This is a genomic window from Pseudomonas corrugata, from assembly GCF_001269905.1.
GTDB lineage: Bacteria > Pseudomonadota > Gammaproteobacteria > Pseudomonadales > Pseudomonadaceae > Aquipseudomonas > Aquipseudomonas corrugata.
Genome location: NZ_LHVK01000015.1, coordinates 289,618 through 306,961, shown reverse-complemented (window position 1 = coordinate 306,961; position 17,344 = coordinate 289,618). Strand labels below are relative to the sequence as shown.

Genomic DNA, 17,344 nt, shown 5'->3' with positions numbered 1-17,344 from the left:
GACTTATTCCTCGCGCAGGGTCTGGATCATGTAGTTGACGTCAACGTCGGCGGCGAGCTTGTAGTGCTTTGTCAGCGGGTTGTAGGTCAGGCCGATGATGTCCTTGACGGTCAGGCCTGCCGCGCGGCTCCAGGCGCCCAGCTCGGAAGGGCGGATGAACTTCTTGAAGTCGTGGGTGCCCCGTGGCAGCAGTTTCATGATGTATTCCGCGCCGATGATGGCGAACAGATACGCCTTCGGGTTGCGGTTGATGGTGGAGAAGAACACCTGTCCACCGGGCTTGACCATGCGGAAGCAGGCGCGGATGACCGAGGAGGGGTCCGGCACATGTTCGAGCATTTCCAGGCAGGTGACCACGTCGAACTGGGCGGGCATTTCCTCGGCCAGGGCTTCGGCGGTGATCTGCCGGTATTCCACACTGACGCCGGATTCCAACTGATGCAATTGCGCCACCGCCAGCGGCGCTTCGCCCATGTCGATGCCCATCACCGTCGCGCCGCGCTGGGCCATGGCTTCGCTGAGAATGCCGCCGCCGCAGCCGACGTCGAGTACCTTTTTGCCGGCCAGGTTGACCCGTTCGTCGATCCAGTTGACCCGCAGCGGGTTGATGTCGTGCAGCGGCTTGAATTCGCTTTCACGGTCCCACCAGCGGTGAGCCAGGGCTTCGAATTTGGCGATTTCGGCGTGGTCGACGTTGCTCATGTGCAGATCCTCGAAAAACTTGAAAAAGTCAGTTGCCCCGAGCCGTGGCTCAAGAGGCATGGTTATTCGTCGTGACCGCTGATGCGGCGACCCCAGGCCTGGGCCGTGGCGGTCAGTTGCGGTTCGTCCAGGCGGGTCAGTTGGCCGTCCTCAAGCAACGGCTTGCCGGCCACCCACAGGTGTTTCACGCAATCGCGGCTGGTGGCGTAGATCAACTGCGACACCGGGTCGTATATCGGTTGTTGTGCCAGTCCCGACAGATCGAAGGCCACGAGGTCGGCGGCCTTGCCGACTTCCAGGGAACCGACGGTGCCCTCTATACCCAGCGCCCGCGCGCCATTGAGCGTGGCCATGCGCAACGCCTGATGGGCATCCAGGGCCGTGGCCGAGCCGGCGACAGCCTTGGCCAACAGGGCAGCAGTGCGGGTTTCCCCCAGCAGGTCCAGGTCGTTGTTGCTCGCCGCGCCGTCGGTGCCGACCGCGACATTGACGCCGGCCTGCCACAACCGCTCCACCGGGCAAAAACCGCTGGCCAGCTTCAGGTTCGATTCCGGGCAATGGATCACACTGCAATTGCTTTCTACCAGCAAGGCCAGATCGTCATCGCTGATCTGAGTCATGTGCACGGCCTGAAAACGTGGCCCCAGCAGGCCGAGTCGCCCCAGGCGAGCCAGCGGCCGCTCGGCGGTGTTATCCACGGCCTGCTGAACTTCGAAGGCGGTTTCGTGAACATGCATGTGAATGGCCGCGTCCAACTCTTCTGCAATCACGCGGATTTTCTCCAGGTTCTCGTCGCCCACGGTGTAGGGCGCATGCGGACCGAATGCGACTTTGATCCGTGGATGGTGCTTGAGGTCGCCGAACAATTCGATGCCCTGACGAATGGCGTCGTCGGCACTGGCGGCCCCTGGAATCGGGAAGTCGAGGATCGGAATGGCGATTTGCGCACGGATGCCGCTGTTATGGACGCGTTCGCTGGCAACCTTGGGGTGGAAATACATGTCAGAGAAACAGGTGATGCCGCCCTTGATCTGCTCGGCGATCGCCAGGTCAGTGCCATCGCGCACGAAGTCCTCGTCGACCCATTTGCCCTCGGCCGGCCAGATGTGCTGTTCGAGCCAGGTCATCAGGGGCAGGTCGTCGGCCAGGCCGCGGAACAGGGTCATCGCCGCATGTCCATGGGTGTTGATCAGGCCCGGGCTGAGCAGCATGCCCGGCAACTCGCGGACCTGGGCAGCCTCGCATCTCAGGGCTTCGGCCCTTGGGCCGAGGAACACGATGCAACCGTCGCGGATGCCGAGGCCATGATCCTTGAGTACTACACCGGCAGGTTCGACAGGCACCAACCAGGTTGGCAGCAATAATAAGTCGAGCGCAACGGCAGGCTTGGGCATCGTGGATCGGTTCCGTGGGTTATAAAGGATGGCGAAGTATACCCGAGCGTCATCATGCAGGGATCGCTATAATCGGCGGCTTTGTTCAAGAGTGCGGAGTGTAGGATGCGCGATCAACTGTTGGCTGCGGAGAAGGTGAAGGCCATCGATTGGCGGGATGGCGCCCTTTACCTGCTGGATCAGCGTGTTTTGCCGTTCGAGGAAAACTGGATTGCCTACACCAGTGCGGCCGGCGTGGCCGAGGCCATACGCGCGATGGTGGTGCGCGGCGCGCCGGCTATCGGCATCAGTGCGGCTTACGGCGTGGTGTTGGCGGCACGGGCGAGGATGGCCGAGGGTGGGGACTGGGAAGCGGCGCTGGAGGCTGATTTCGCTTTGTTGGCCGAGTCCCGGCCGACGGCAGTGAATCTGTTCTGGGCCCTGGATCGGATGCGTGACCGGCTGGTGCGCTTGAAAACGCATGCCGAGCCGCTGACTGCCCTTGAGGCCGAGGCTATCGCCATTCACGAAAGTGATCGTGAAGCCAACCTGACCATGGCCCAACTCGGCGTCGACCTGATCCGCAAGCATCAGGGCAATGCCCAGGCCATCCTCACCCATTGCAATACCGGTGCCCTGGCCACCGGTGGCTTCGGTACGGCCCTGGGGGTGATCCGCGGTGCATTCATCGAGGGGATGGTCGAGCGGGTCTACGCCGACGAAACCCGTCCGTGGCTGCAGGGCTCGCGCCTCACGGCCTGGGAGCTGGCCAACGAGGGCATCCCGGTGACCCTCAACGCCGATTCCGCTGCCGCCCACATCATGAAGACCAAGGGTGTGACCTGGGTAATCGTCGGCGCCGATCGCATCACCGCCAACGGTGATGTGGCGAACAAGATAGGCACCTATCAACTGGCGGTCTGCGCCATGCATCATGGCGTGCGTTTCATGGTGGTGGCGCCGAGTTCGACGATCGACATGAGCCTGGCCAGTGGCGAAGACATCCCGATCGAAGAACGCGACGGGCGCGAACTGCTGGAAGTTGGAGGCAAGCGGGTCGGCGCGGAGGTTGATGCGTTCAACCCGGTGTTCGACGTCACCCCGGCTGACCTGATTGATGCCATCGTCACCGAGAAGGGCATCGTCGAGCGTCCGGACACCGCGAAGATGGCGCAATTGATGTGTCGCAAGCGGCTGCATTGAGACCATTTTGTCAGGTGCATCGCCATCGCGAGCAGGCTCACTCCCACATGGAGCCGGGTTGTGTCGGGAGCCCCGGGCACACAACGCACTCCTGTGGGAGCGAGCCTGCTCGCGAAGAGGCCTTTGAAACCTGCAGATCTCCTTGCATTTGAGCACAAATTCTTCAGTCGCAGCGCTTCTAAGCCCCTCTCGTCCCATATCAGCCTGTCACCGGTCAACTAACTATGCTCCATGCGCATCTGGGGGATAGGTGCGTGGCGGCTCTTGTGATAACATCCGGCGGTTTCCAGGGCCGCTTCACGAAGCGGTCTTTACTGCGCAGATCCATGGCATAACTCGTTGATTTGTCGTAAGTCGCTGCATGGCACCGCCCTGTAGCGGCGAGCTTCGTTCGTCCCGTCTGGATGTGACGAGGTTTCACCAGAAAAAGGAATCAGGCTTCTCATGGGCGAACTGGCCAAAGAAATCCTCCCGGTCAATATCGAAGACGAGCTGAAACAGTCCTACCTCGACTACGCAATGAGCGTAATCGTCGGGCGGGCGCTGCCGGATGCGCGCGATGGCTTGAAGCCCGTGCACCGGCGCGTGTTGTTCGCGATGAGCGAGCTGGGCAACGACTTCAACAAGCCGTACAAGAAATCCGCCCGTGTCGTCGGTGACGTGATCGGTAAGTATCACCCGCACGGTGACACTGCCGTTTACGACACCATCGTCCGGATGGCGCAGCCATTTTCCCTGCGCTACCTGCTGGTAGACGGCCAGGGCAACTTCGGCTCCGTGGATGGCGACAACGCCGCGGCCATGCGATACACCGAAGTGCGCATGACCAAGCTCGCCCACGAGCTGCTGGCCGACCTGCACAAGGAAACCGTGGACTGGGTGCCGAACTACGACGGCACCGAAATGATCCCGGCGGTCATGCCGACCCGTATCCCGAACCTGCTGGTCAACGGTTCCAGCGGTATCGCCGTGGGCATGGCAACCAACATCCCGCCGCACAACCTCGGTGAAGTGATCGACGGTTGCCTGGCCCTCATCGACAACCCGGAGCTGACCGTCGATGAGCTGATGCAGTACATCCCCGGCCCGGACTTCCCGACCGCCGCGATCATCAACGGTCGTGCCGGCATCATCGAAGCCTATCGTACCGGTCGCGGCCGCATCTACATGCGTGCGCGCTCAACCGTCGAAGACATCGACAAGGTCGGTGGTCGCCAGCAGATCGTCATCACCGAACTCCCGTACCAGTTGAACAAGGCTCGCCTGATCGAGAAGATCGCCGAGCTGGTCAAGGAGAAGAAGCTCGAGGGCATCACCGAGCTGCGGGACGAGTCCGACAAGGACGGCATGCGTGTCGTGATCGAGCTGCGCCGTGGCGAAGTGCCTGAGGTGATCCTCAACAACCTCTACGCCCAGACCCAGCTGCAAAGCGTGTTCGGTATCAACATCGTTGCGTTGATCGATGGCCGTCCGCGGATCCTGAACCTCAAGGACCTGCTGGAAGCCTTCGTGCGTCACCGTCGCGAAGTGGTCACCCGTCGTACCGTGTTCGAACTGCGCAAGGCCCGTGAGCGTGGTCACATCCTGGAAGGCCAGGCCGTTGCCCTGTCGAACATCGACCCGGTCATTGCCCTGATCAAGGCCTCGCCGACGCCGTCGGAAGCCAAGGAAGCGCTGGTCAGCACGCCTTGGGAGTCCAGTGCGGTGATGACCATGGTCGAGCGTGCCGGGGCCGATTCCTGCCGTCCGGAAAACCTCGACCCGCAATACGGTCTGCGCGACGGCAAGTACTTCCTGTCCCCGGAACAGGCGCAAGCCATCCTCGAACTGCGCCTGCACCGCCTGACCGGCCTGGAGCACGAGAAGCTGCTGGCCGAGTACCAGGAGATCCTCAACCAGATCGGCGAGCTGATCCGCATCCTCAACAGCGCCACGCGCCTGATGGAAGTGATCCGCGAAGAGCTGGAAGTGATCCGCGCCGAATACGGCGACGTGCGCCGCACCGAGATCCTCGATGCGCGCCTGGACCTGACCCTGGGTGACATGATCCCGGAAGAAGACCGCGTGGTGACCATTTCCCACGGTGGCTACGCCAAGACCCAGCCGCTGGCTGCCTACCAGGCCCAGCGTCGCGGCGGCAAAGGCAAATCGGCTACCGGCGTCAAGGACGAGGACTACATCGCCCACCTGCTGGTTGCCAACAGCCACACCACGCTGCTGTTGTTCTCCAGCAAGGGCAAGGTGTACTGGCTCAAGACCTACGAAATTCCCGAGGCGTCCCGTGCTGCCCGTGGCCGTCCGCTGGTCAACCTGCTGCCCCTGGACGACGGTGAGTACATCACCACCATGTTGCCGGTCGAGGAATACACCGAAGGCCACTACATCTTCATGGCGACCGCCAACGGCACCGTCAAGAAGACCCCGCTGGAGTCCTTCAGTCGCCAGCGCAGCGTGGGCCTGATCGCCCTGGAACTGGACGAAGGTGACGTACTGATTTCGGCTGCCATCACCGATGGCGAGCGTGAGGTCATGCTGTTCTCCGACGGTGGCAAGGTCACCCGCTTCAAGGAATCCGACGTTCGCGCCATGGGCCGCACTGCCCGCGGTGTGCGCGGCATGCGCCTGCCTGAAGGCCAGAAGCTGATTTCCATGCTGATCCCCGAAGAAGGCAGCCAGATCCTTACCGCTTCGGCGCGTGGTTATGGCAAGCGTACCGCCATCAGCGAGTTCCCCGAGTACAAGCGTGGCGGGCAGGGCGTGATCGCCATGGTCAGCAACGAGCGTAACGGTCGTCTGGTCGGTGCAGTCCAGGTGCTCGATGGCGAAGAGATCATGCTGATCTCCGACCAGGGCACCCTGGTGCGTACGCGGGTCGACGAAGTATCGAGTCTGGGCCGTAATACTCAGGGCGTGACACTGATCAAGCTGGCCAGCGATGAAACGCTGGTGGGGCTTGAGCGGGTGCAGGAGCCTTCGGAAGTCGAAGGCGAGGAGCTGGAAGGCGAGGACGACGTGGCGTTCGACGGTACCCTGGGTGCCGATGTCGACGACATGGCCGGCGACGATCAATCGCTTGACGCTGCCGCAGACGAAGAAGAACCGCAGGAATAAGCGGACACGCAGGGGGCGGATGAAGATTCGCCCCCTTGTTGTTTGTCCCTTTTGAAAGTTTGCGAGACTGTGCATGACAGCGCAACTGTGGGAGCGAGCTGTGGGAGCAAGGCTTGCCCACGATAGCGATAGATCAGTCGACATTCATTTTGAATGCAAGTCTGTAATCGCGGGCAAGCCTTGCTCCCACAATGGACACCCGCTGATACCGTATTAATGTGTGACCACCAGATCAGAGCGAGATTGGATGTGAGCAAGAGAGCCTATAACTTCTGTGCCGGCCCGGCGGCGCTGCCTGAAGCGGTCCTGAAGCGTGCCCAGGGTGAACTTCTCGACTGGCATGGCAAGGGCCTGTCCGTCATGGAAATGAGCCATCGCAGCGATGAGTTCGTGTCCATTGCCACCAAGGCCGAGCAGGACCTGCGTGATCTGCTGAACATCCCGTCCAACTACAAGGTGTTGTTCCTGCAGGGCGGCGCCAGCCAGCAATTTGCCCAGATCCCGTTGAACCTGCTTCCGGAGAGTGGCAAGGCTGACTACATCGACACCGGTATCTGGTCGCAGAAAGCCATTGAAGAAGCCTCGCGTTACGGCCACGTCAACGTTGCCGCTACCGCCAAGCCCTACGACTATTTCGCCATTCCCGGTCAGAACGAGTGGAACCTGTCCAAGGACGCGGCCTACGTTCATTACGCACCGAACGAAACCATCGGCGGCCTGGAGTTCAACTGGATCCCGGAAACCGGTGACGTGCCATTGGTGGCCGACATGTCTTCGGACATTCTTTCGCGCCCTGTGGATGTCTCCCGTTTCGGCATGATCTACGCCGGCGCCCAGAAGAACATCGGCCCGAGCGGTATCCTGGTCAACATCATTCGCGAGGACCTGTTGGGTCGTGCCCGTTCCCTGTGCCCGACCATGCTCAACTACAAGGTCGCGGCCGACAACGGCTCGATGTACAACACGCCGCCGACCCTGGCCTGGTACCTGTCGGGCCTGGTGTTCGAGTGGCTGAAAGAACAGGGCGGTGTCGAAGCCATCGGCAAGCTCAATGAAGTGAAGCAGCGCGTGCTCTACGACTTCATCGACGCCAGCGACCTCTACAGCAACCCGATCAACAAGACCGACCGCTCCTGGATGAACGTACCGTTCCGCCTGGCCGACGACCGCCTCGACAAGCCGTTCCTGGCAGGTGCCGACGAGCGCGGGCTGCTGAACCTCAAGGGCCATCGCTCGGTCGGTGGCATGCGCGCCTCCATCTACAACGCCGTGGATATCAATGCGGTCAACGCATTGATCGCCTACATGGCGGAGTTCGAGAAGGAACACGGCTGATGTCAGAGCAAGAACTCAAGGCGCTGCGCCTGCGCATCGATGCCCTGGACGAAAAAGTCCTGGAGCTGATCAGCGAGCGCGCGCGCTGCGCCCAGGAAGTCGCCCGGGTGAAAATGGCCTCCCTTGCCGAGGGGGAAGTGCCGGTGTTCTATCGCCCCGAGCGTGAGGCTCAGGTACTCAAGCGGGTCATGGAGCGCAACAAGGGTCCGCTGAGCAACGAAGAAATGGCGCGGCTGTTCCGTGAAGTCATGTCGTCGTGCCTGGCCCTCGAGCAACCGCTGAAAGTGGCGTACCTGGGCCCTGAGGGGACCTTTACCCAGGCCGCCGCCATGAAGCACTTCGGCCACGCAGTGATCAGCAAGCCGATGGCGGCCATCGACGAAGTCTTCCGCGAAGTCGCGGCCGGCGCGGTGAATTTCGGCGTGGTGCCGGTGGAAAATTCCACCGAAGGCGCGGTCAACCACACGCTGGACAGCTTCCTCGAGCATGACATGGTGATCTGTGGCGAAGTCGAGCTGCGCATCCACCATCACCTGCTGGTGGGCGAAAACACCAAAACCGACAGCATCAGCCGGATCTATTCCCACGCCCAGTCCCTGGCTCAGTGCCGCAAATGGCTGGATGCCCATTATCCGAATGTCGAGCGCGTGGCGGTATCGAGCAACGCCGAGGCGGCCAAGCGGGTCAAGGGTGAGTGGAACTCGGCGGCGATCGCCGGGGATATGGCGGCCGGCCTCTATGGACTGACCCGTCTGGCTGAGAAAATCGAGGATCGTCCGGACAACTCCACGCGATTCCTGATGATCGGCAACCAGGAAGTGCCACCGACCGGGGACGACAAGACTTCGATTATCGTCTCCATGAGCAACAAGCCCGGTGCGCTCCATGAGCTGTTGGTGCCGTTCCATGACAATGGCATCGATCTGACCCGGATCGAGACCCGTCCTTCGCGTAGCGGCAAATGGACCTACGTGTTCTTCATCGATTTCGTCGGCCACCACCGCGATCCGCTGGTAAAAGGTGTGCTGGAGAAAATCAGTCAGGAAGCAGTGGCACTCAAGGTGCTGGGTTCCTACCCCAAGGCAGTTCTTTAAGGGCGGATAGCAAATGAGTGGCAACTTCCTCGCCCTGGCACAGCCAGGCGTGCAACAACTTTCGCCTTACGTTCCGGGCAAGCCCGTGGACGAACTGGCTCGCGAGCTGGATCTGGATCCGGCCAGCATCGTCAAACTGGCAAGTAACGAAAACCCGCTGGGTGCCGGTCCCAAGGCGCTGGCGGCGATCCGTGACGAACTGGCCGAGCTGACCCGCTACCCCGATGGCAACGGGTTTGCCTTGAAAAGCCTGCTGGCCGAGCGCTGTGGTGTCGAGCTGAACCAGGTGACCCTGGGCAACGGTTCCAACGACATTCTCGAACTGGTGGCGCGTGCCTATTTGGCGCCGGGCCTCAATGCGGTATTCAGCGAGCATGCGTTTGCCGTCTACCCGATCGCCACCCAGGCGGTCGGTGCCGATGCCCACGTGGTTCCGGCCAAGGATTGGGGGCACGATCTGCCGGCCATGCTGGCGGCCATCGACGCCAACACCCGGGTGGTGTTCATTGCCAACCCGAACAACCCGACCGGCACCTGGTTCGACGCCCAGGCCCTGGACGACTTCCTGCAGGACGTCCCGGAGCACGTGCTGGTGGTGCTGGACGAGGCGTACATCGAGTACGCCGAAGGCAGTGACCTGCCCGATGGCCTGGACTTCCTCGCGGCGTACCCGAACCTGCTGGTTTCGCGCACGTTCTCCAAGGCCTATGGCCTGGCATCGCTGCGGGTCGGCTACGGCCTGTCCACCGCCGTGGTGGCCGACGTGCTGAATCGCGTGCGCCAGCCGTTCAACGTCAACAGCTTCGCCCTGGCTGCCGCCTGCGCCGCGTTGCAGGATGAGGAATACCTGGCTCAGAGCCGTCGTCTGAACGAGACCGGCATGCAGCAGCTGGAAGCGGGTTTCCGTGAGTTGGGCCTGGGCTGGATTCCATCGAAAGGCAACTTCATCTGCGTCGACCTGGGTCGTGTTGCTGCACCGGTGTTCCAGGGCCTGTTGCGTGAAGGCGTGATCGTGCGTCCGGTGGCCAATTACGGCATGCCGAACCACCTGCGTATCACCGTTGGCCTGCAAGCGGAAAACAGCCGTTTCCTCGAGGCGCTGAGCAAGGTCCTGGCTCGTGGTTGATGTCACCTCGCTGCAACCTGCTGCACCTATGATCGGTCGCCTGGTGGTGGTCGGTCTGGGGTTGATCGGTGGTTCGTTCGCCAAGGGCTTGCGCGAAAGCGGTCTGTGCCGCGAGGTGGTCGGCGTCGACCTGGATCCGCAGTCGCGCAAGCTGGCGGTGGAACTAGGCGTAGTGGACCGCTGCGAAGACGACCTGGCGGCTGCGTGCCAAGGGGCTGACGTGATTCAGCTGGCGGTGCCGATCCTGGCCATGGAGAAACTCCTGGCACGGCTGGCGACCATGGACCTGGGGCAGGCGATTCTGACTGATGTCGGCAGTGCCAAGGGCAACGTCGTGCGCGCAGCCACCGAAGCCTTTGGCGGGATGCCGGCACGCTTCGTTCCGGGTCATCCGATTGCCGGTTCCGAGCAGAGCGGTGTGGAAGCTTCCAACGCCGGGCTGTTTCGTCGTCACAAGGTCATATTGACGCCTCTGGATCAGACCGATCCGGCTGCGTTGGCGGTGGTGGACCGCTTGTGGCGAGAATTGGGCGCCGATGTCGAGCACATGCAAGTCGGGCGTCATGACGAAGTCCTGGCCGCCACCAGCCATTTACCGCACCTGTTGGCGTTCGGTCTGGTGGATTCATTGGCCAAACGCAATGAAAATCTTGAGATCTTCCGTTACGCTGCCGGCGGTTTCCGCGATTTCACGAGAATCGCCGGTAGCGACCCGGTCATGTGGCACGACATCTTCCTCGCCAATCGCGAAGCTGTCCTGCGCACACTCGATACATTTCGCAGCGACCTCGACGCCTTGCGCGACGCGGTCGATGCAGGGGACGGGCACCAATTGCTGGGCGTTTTCACACGCGCCAGGGTGGCCCGCGAGCATTTCAGTAAAATCCTGGCCCGTCGGGCCTATGTGGACGCTATGAATTCCAACGATCTGATTTTCCTGGCACAACCTGGTGGCTCCCTGAGCGGGCGTATTCGTGTACCGGGCGATAAATCGATTTCCCACCGCTCGATCATGCTCGGCTCCCTGGCCGAAGGCGTGACCGAGGTGGAAGGCTTCCTCGAGGGCGAAGATGCCCTGGCGACGCTGCAAGCGTTCCGCGACATGGGGGTGGTCATCGAAGGGCCGCACCACGGTCGCGTGACGATCCACGGTGTTGGCTTGCATGGCCTCAAGCCTGCGCCAGGCCCGATCTACCTGGGTAACTCCGGCACTTCGATGCGCCTGTTGTCCGGCCTGCTGGCCGCGCAGGATTTCGACAGCACTCTGACCGGCGACGCGTCGCTGTCCAAACGGCCGATGAACCGCGTGGCCAACCCGCTGCGGGAAATGGGCGCGGTCATCGAGACGGCCGCCGACGGTCGTCCGCCGATGGTCATCCGTGGTGGCAACAAACTCAAGGGCCTGACCTACACCATGCCAATGGCCAGTGCCCAGGTGAAATCCTGCCTGCTGCTGGCCGGTCTCTATGCCGAAGGCAAGACCACTGTCACCGAGCCGGCGCCGACCCGTGACCACACCGAGCGCATGCTGCGTGGCTTTGGCTATCCGGTCACGGTCGATGGCGCTACGGCGTCCGTTGAGTCGGGCGGCAAGTTGACCGCGACCCACATCGAAGTCCCGGGCGACATCTCTTCGTCGGCGTTCTTCCTGGTGGCCGCGTCCATCGCCGAAGGCTCCGAGCTGGTGCTCGAGCACGTAGGCATCAACCCGACCCGCACGGGCGTGATCGATATCCTGCACCTGATGGGCGCCGACATCACCCTGGAGAACCAGCGTGAAGTGGGCGGCGAGCCGGTGGCGGACCTTCGCGTAAGAGCGGCTAAACTCAAGGGTATCGAGATTCCCGAGGCGCTGGTTCCGCTGGCGATCGACGAGTTCCCGGTGCTGTTCGTGGCTGCCGCCTGTGCAGAGGGGCGGACGGTGCTGACCGGCGCCGAAGAGTTGCGGGTCAAGGAATCGGACCGTATCCAGGTGATGGCGGATGGCTTGCTGGCCCTGGGCGTCAAATGCGAGCCGACGCCGGACGGCATCATCATCGATGGCGGCCAGATCGGCGGCGGCGAAGTCCATGGTCACGGCGACCATCGCATCGCCATGGCCTTCAGTGTTGCGTCCCTGCGGGCGAGCGCGCCGATTCGCATCCATGACTGTGCCAACGTCGCGACGTCGTTCCCGAACTTCCTGGCGCTGTGCGAACAGGTCGGCATTCGAGTGGCAAAAGAGGCACAGTCGTGAACATCAAGGCACCGGTCATCACCATCGATGGCCCGAGCGGTTCGGGCAAGGGCACCATCGCCGGGATTCTGGCCAGACAACTGGGCTGGAACCTCCTCGATTCCGGAGCCCTGTATCGCCTGCTCGCGTTTGCGGCCAGCAACCATGGCGTGGACCTGACCAACGAGGAGCTGCTCAAGGCTCTGGCGGCGCATCTGGATGTGCAATTCATTGCGGCGACCGATGGTCAACTGCAGCGAATCGTCCTGGAGGGCGATGAAGTCAGCGACGTCATCCGTACCGAAACCGTGGGCGCCGGGGCCTCCCAGGTCGCCGCGCTGCCGGCGGTACGCGAAGCGTTGCTGCAGCGCCAGCGTGCGTTCCTGGAGCCGCCGGGGCTGGTGGCCGATGGCCGCGACATGGGCACGGTTGTCTTTCCGGACGCGCCATTGAAAATTTTCCTCACCGCCAGTGCGGAGGAACGGGCTCGTCGCCGATATTTGCAGTTGAAGGGCAAAGGCGAGGATGTTAGTCTGTCGAGTCTGCTAGGTGAGATCCGTGCACGTGATGAACGTGACACCCAGCGCGCAGTAGCCCCGCTCAAACCGGCGGCTGATGCGATACAGCTGGATTCCACGGAGTTGTCCATCGACCAGGTGTTGCAACGCATCATGAGCGAGATCGCCATTCGCGATATCGCCGGGTGACAGGAAGCTCCGCAGGGGACCAGTCATAGTCCTGCGGTGCTTCTTCTATATGAAACTAACCCACACCGTCTGGGGTGTGGAGGCGGGCGTATTCTTCGCCCTAATCAACAGGAATTAAAATGAGCGAAAGCTTTGCGGAACTCTTTGAAGAAAGCCTGAAAACCCTGAACCTTCAGGCAGGCTCCATCATCACCGGTGTTATCGTTGATATCGATTACCAAGCTCGTTGGGTAACCGTTCACGCTGGTCTGAAGTCTGAAGCACTCATCCCGCTTGAGCAGTTCTACAACGATGCTGGCGAGCTGAACATCAATGTCGGTGACGAAGTTCACGTTGCTCTGGACTCGGTTGAAGATGGCTTTGGTGAAACCAAGCTGTCCCGTGAAAAAGCCAAGCGCGCTGAATGCTGGATCGTTCTGGAAGCGGCTTTCGCAGCTGAGGAAGTGGTCAAGGGCGTTATCAACGGTAAGGTTAAAGGCGGCTTCACTGTCGACGTTAACGGCATCCGTGCGTTCCTGCCAGGTTCCCTGGTTGACGTCCGTCCAGTGCGCGACACCACGCACCTGGAAGGCAAAGAGCTGGAATTCAAGGTCATCAAGCTGGACCAGAAGCGCAACAACGTTGTCGTTTCCCGTCGCAGTGTCCTGGAAGCCGAAAACTCCGCCGAGCGCGAAGCTCTGCTGGAATCGCTGCAGGAAGGCCAGCAGGTCAAGGGTATCGTCAAGAACCTCACCGATTACGGCGCATTTGTCGATCTGGGTGGCGTCGATGGCCTGCTGCACATCACCGACATGGCCTGGAAGCGTATCAAGCATCCTTCGGAAATCGTCAACGTTGGCGACGAGATCGATGTCAAGGTTCTGAAGTACGATCGCGAGCGCAATCGTGTTTCCCTGGGCCTGAAGCAACTGGGTGAAGATCCATGGGTCGCTATCAAAGCCCGTTACCCAGAAAGCACCCGCGTCACCGCTCGTGTTACCAACCTCACCGACTACGGCTGCTTCGCTGAGCTGGAAGAAGGCGTTGAAGGCCTGGTACACGTTTCCGAAATGGACTGGACCAACAAGAACATCCATCCTTCGAAAGTCGTACAAGTCGGCGACGAAGTGGAAGTCATGGTTCTGGACATCGACGAAGAGCGTCGTCGTATTTCCCTGGGCATCAAGCAGTGCAAGTCCAACCCATGGGAAGACTTCTCTGGCCAGTTCAACAAGGGCGACAAGATCTCCGGCACCATCAAGTCGATCACCGATTTCGGTATCTTCATTGGTCTGGACGGCGGCATCGACGGCCTGGTTCACCTGTCCGACATCTCCTGGAACGAAGTGGGCGAAGAAGCCGTACGCCGCTTCAAGAAGGGCGACGAGCTGGACACCGTTATCCTGTCGGTTGACCCAGAGCGCGAGCGCATCTCCCTGGGTATCAAGCAACTGGAAAGCGATCCGTTCTCCGAGTACGTTCAAGAGAACGACAAAGGCGCAATCGTTAAGGGTATCGTGAAAGAAGTTGACGCCAAAGGCGCCATCATCACCCTGGCCGACGATATCGAAGCGACTCTGAAAGCCTCCGAAATCAGCCGTGACCGCGTTGAAGACGCGCGTAACGTTCTGAAAGAAGGCGAAGAAGTAGAAGCCAAGATCATCAGCGTTGATCGCAAGAGCCGCGTAATCCAGCTCTCGATCAAGTCGAAAGACGTTGAAGACGAGAAAGAAGCTATCCAGAGCCTGCGCGACAAGCCAGTTGCTTCGGATGCTCCAGTAGCGACCACCCTGGGTGACCTGCTGCGTGCTGCACAAGCGGAAAAACAGAACTGAGTTCTGATTTTCTGTAAAAAGGGCGACTTCGGTCGCCCTTTTTTGTGGCTGTGATTTCGTTCATTTCAGCTTTCCGACTGGGCATGCCTACGGGGGGGGCTCATGCATGCCACGATGAAACCAATTCTTTGATAGAACGGTCTCTTTTGTTAAGTGGATCAAATATCTATATGGCGATCAGGGGCCGTTTGAAATTGGATGGAAACCCTGCCTGTGGGACTTGAATGAACAGACTCTTTCTTGTGTTAGTGGTATTGGCGCTGGCAGCTTGCTCCACAAACGCCAAGACCCACGCAGTACGCGGTGTCAGCGGTATCGAGATCGATTGCTCAGGGTTGGGCTCCGGTTGGGATAAGTGTCATAAGCGGGCTGCCAGGGAGTGCAAGGGGGCGGGTTATAAAGTGATTACCCGATCCGACGATGCGAAGGATGAAAGCTCTTATCCCTTCGGCTTCAATCCGGCGGGTTATCTGACGCGGACGATGTTGGTCATGTGTCGGTAGCTTGAGGAAGATCCCGCATCTGTGTGGGAAGAGCGACAGGGGAATAAAGATGAATGTCAATACTTGGGCTGTTCAAATCCCTTCGACCATGCTAAAACCTTTTCAAGCGATTTTCCTAGCTGCTTGAAAAAGAAGGGAAAAATATGACGAAGTCGGAATTGATCGAACGTATTGTCACCCATCAAGGGCTACTCTCATCCAAGGATGTGGAGCTGGCTATCAAGACCATGCTTGAGCAAATGTCCCAATGCCTGGCTACGGGAGATCGTATCGAAATCCGTGGTTTCGGCAGCTTTTCCTTGCATTATCGCGCTCCGCGGGTAGGACGTAACCCTAAAACCGGTCAGTCTGTGAGCCTTGACGGCAAATTCGTACCTCATTTCAAGCCGGGCAAGGAGCTCAGGGATCGGGTGAATGAGGAGGAGGGTGATGAGTTTTGACGTCGCATAAAAGTAAAGAGGTATTTGTGGGGAACTTTAAGCGTTTGGTGCTTGTCGCACTAGGACTGCTCGTGGCTGCAGTCATTGTTCTGTTCGTGCTCGAAAACAATCAGCCTGTTGGTTTGCTGTTTCTTGGCTGGTCGGCTCCGCAGCTACCGGTTTCGGTTTTCGTGCTGGTGGCGCTGCTGATGGGTATGATCATTGGTCCGTTGCTGACATGGTTCAATGGAATGCGGCGGCGACTGAAATAACGGAGTGTGAGCCTGGTAGTCTTGTAGTAAGGATCGCTGCCAACAATATTTTTGACTACGGGTGTTTTGGTTTGTGTTTAATTTGAATCGGTTTGTTACGGTGTTCATCGGGGCTTTGCCTGCTGTCCTGTCTCTTCATGCGTTCAGTTTGTCTGCAAGCGTGATGTCAAACAAAGGTGGCGAGGCCTTACATGCAAAATGACCGTGCTGAAGTACGTGGCTCTGATGAGATAGATCTGATAGAGCTTGTGCGTGGGCTTTGGGCTCAGAAGTGGTTGATTGTGGGGGTGACGTTGTTGGTCACTATTGGCGCGGCCGCCTACGCATTTCTTAGTAAGCCAGTTTACGAAGCCAAGCTTTTCATTATGCCGCCTACTCAGAATGGTATTGCTGAGTTGAATTACGGGCGGGGGAAAAGTACTGATCTTGATACTTATTCCATTAGACATGTCTATGACGTGTTTGCTCGGAATCTTCAGGCGGAGTCGATTCGCCAAAAATTCTTCAATGAAATCTATCTTCCCTCGCTTGATGAGTCCCAACGAAAGGGAGCGCTTGATCGTGTATATGAGCGTTTCTCTCGAGAGCTGGTCGTCAAGGGACCGGGTAAGGATACTCCTGATCGTTTCTCGGTAACCGTACAAGGCGGGGACCCTGTCCGAGCGACAGAATGGGCTAAGGCCTATGTGCAGCGCGCCAGTGAGGCCGCGGAATCGGAGCTTATCAAGAACGTTACGACTGAGGCTTCTGTAAAGGCGCGGAATATCGAGCAGCGGATCGTTAGCTTGCGTGAAACCGCGCAGCGGCTGCGTGAGGATCGGATTCAACAGCTACGAGAGGCTCTGAAGATCGCCGAAGCGATTGGGTTGACAACTCCGACCATAAACTCTTCTGCTGCTGTTGATATCACTGTTGATACGGGTAGCAAGATGGATTATCAGCGAGGCAGCAAGGCGCTGGCGGCGGAAGTCAATGCGTTGGAGTCGAGGACATCTGATGATGCATTTATATCAGATCTTCGATCACTGCAAATGCGCTACAACTTTTACCGTAAGTTGAATATTGATCCTGAGCGTATTTCGGTTTATCGGCAGGATGGTAGTGTTGAGGTGCCGGAGAGTCCTATTAAACCCAAGAAAATGTTGATTGTTGTGTTGGGGGCGATCACTGGCTTTATATTGGCCGGGTTTATTGCTTTGATTCGTTTTGTTTTGCGTCCGACTAAATAGGGTAAAATTTGGTCGGCCGGATTTGAAGCCTGACTAGTTTAAGAGTCTGCCGTCATAAAGCTTTACGACGGCGGGCTTTTTCTTTTTTAGGGTGGGCGGTGTTTTTCAGTCAGGGGTACGATCCATTGGGGGCAGCGAAGCATCGCTGCTCTGGACGGGTAGCCTGAATGCCTTGGTTGTCGTGTTTTCGATGCTGGTGGATAATACGCTCTTGGAGCTGTTTTTTCACATAATTGTCCGA

General features: G+C 59.5%; 14 protein-coding genes. 12 read left to right on the top strand and 2 right to left on the bottom strand.

The genetic code is table 11. The features are described 5' to 3' along the window. Positions 1–3: 3 nt before the first annotated feature. Both ubiG and AD665_RS21560 read right to left on the bottom strand, forming a co-directional pair. Positions 4–702 carry a bifunctional 2-polyprenyl-6-hydroxyphenol methylase/3-demethylubiquinol 3-O-methyltransferase UbiG gene (gene ubiG, locus AD665_RS21565; RefSeq protein ID WP_024778720.1) on the bottom strand — a complete coding sequence of 233 codons (699 nt, stop codon included), beginning with the start codon at positions 700–702 and terminating at the stop codon, positions 4–6. A 62-nt stretch (positions 703–764) separates the two neighbouring features. Beyond that, positions 765–2,096, bottom strand: a complete 1,332-nt coding sequence (locus AD665_RS21560) for a TRZ/ATZ family hydrolase (RefSeq protein WP_024778721.1) — start codon at positions 2,094–2,096, stop codon at positions 765–767. Between the two features lie 105 nt (positions 2,097–2,201). Here AD665_RS21560 and mtnA point away from each other — a divergent pair, with 105 nt between their 5' ends. The 12 genes from mtnA (at position 2,202) to AD665_RS21500 (ending at position 17,103) form a co-directional block, all read left to right on the top strand. Next, positions 2,202–3,278 (top strand): S-methyl-5-thioribose-1-phosphate isomerase, encoded by a 1,077-nt coding sequence (mtnA, locus tag AD665_RS21555; protein ID WP_053193647.1) that lies wholly within the window; start codon positions 2,202–2,204, stop codon positions 3,276–3,278. A 444-nt stretch (positions 3,279–3,722) separates the two neighbouring features. Beyond that, on the top strand, positions 3,723–6,389 hold the full coding sequence (gene gyrA, locus AD665_RS21550; protein ID WP_024778723.1) for a DNA gyrase subunit A: 2,667 nt from the start codon (positions 3,723–3,725) through the stop codon (positions 6,387–6,389). Between the two features lie 249 nt (positions 6,390–6,638). Then, positions 6,639–7,724, top strand: a complete 1,086-nt coding sequence (serC, locus tag AD665_RS21545; protein WP_053193691.1) for a 3-phosphoserine/phosphohydroxythreonine transaminase — start codon at positions 6,639–6,641, stop codon at positions 7,722–7,724. Beyond that, positions 7,724–8,818, top strand: coding sequence for a prephenate dehydratase (gene pheA / locus AD665_RS21540; RefSeq protein WP_024778725.1), 1,095 nt, complete (start codon positions 7,724–7,726; stop codon positions 8,816–8,818). The genes serC and pheA overlap by 1 nt, the downstream gene beginning before the upstream one ends. A gap of 13 nt (positions 8,819–8,831) precedes the next feature. Beyond that, positions 8,832–9,944, top strand: a complete 1,113-nt coding sequence (hisC, locus tag AD665_RS21535; RefSeq protein ID WP_024778726.1) for a histidinol-phosphate transaminase — start codon at positions 8,832–8,834, stop codon at positions 9,942–9,944. 28 nt (positions 9,945–9,972) lie between these two features. Continuing rightward, the gene (locus tag AD665_RS21530; RefSeq protein ID WP_024778727.1) at positions 9,973–12,180 is read left to right on the top strand and encodes a bifunctional prephenate dehydrogenase/3-phosphoshikimate 1-carboxyvinyltransferase; all 2,208 of its coding nucleotides are present in this window, start codon (positions 9,973–9,975) and stop codon (positions 12,178–12,180) included. Continuing rightward, complete coding sequence (gene cmk / locus AD665_RS21525) at positions 12,177–12,866, top strand: (d)CMP kinase (protein ID WP_053193645.1); 690 nt, start codon at positions 12,177–12,179, stop codon at positions 12,864–12,866. The genes AD665_RS21530 and cmk overlap by 4 nt, the downstream gene beginning before the upstream one ends. 119 nt (positions 12,867–12,985) lie before the next feature. Next, positions 12,986–14,680: a 30S ribosomal protein S1 gene (rpsA, locus tag AD665_RS21520; protein WP_024778729.1), complete on the top strand. Its 1,695-nt coding sequence runs from the start codon at positions 12,986–12,988 to the stop codon at positions 14,678–14,680. A gap of 224 nt (positions 14,681–14,904) precedes the next feature. Continuing rightward, positions 14,905–15,183, top strand: coding sequence for a hypothetical protein (locus AD665_RS21515; RefSeq protein ID WP_024778730.1), 279 nt, complete (start codon positions 14,905–14,907; stop codon positions 15,181–15,183). Between the two features lie 143 nt (positions 15,184–15,326). After that, complete coding sequence (gene ihfB, locus AD665_RS21510) at positions 15,327–15,623, top strand: integration host factor subunit beta (protein ID WP_003183877.1); 297 nt, start codon at positions 15,327–15,329, stop codon at positions 15,621–15,623. A 26-nt stretch (positions 15,624–15,649) separates the two neighbouring features. After that, positions 15,650–15,874: a LapA family protein gene (locus tag AD665_RS21505; protein ID WP_024778731.1), complete on the top strand. Its 225-nt coding sequence runs from the start codon at positions 15,650–15,652 to the stop codon at positions 15,872–15,874. Between the two features lie 191 nt (positions 15,875–16,065). Next, entirely contained in the window at positions 16,066–17,103 is a 1,038-nt protein-coding gene (locus tag AD665_RS21500; protein ID WP_053193642.1) for an LPS O-antigen chain length determinant protein WzzB, read from the top strand. Positions 17,104–17,344: the final 241 nt, after the last annotated feature.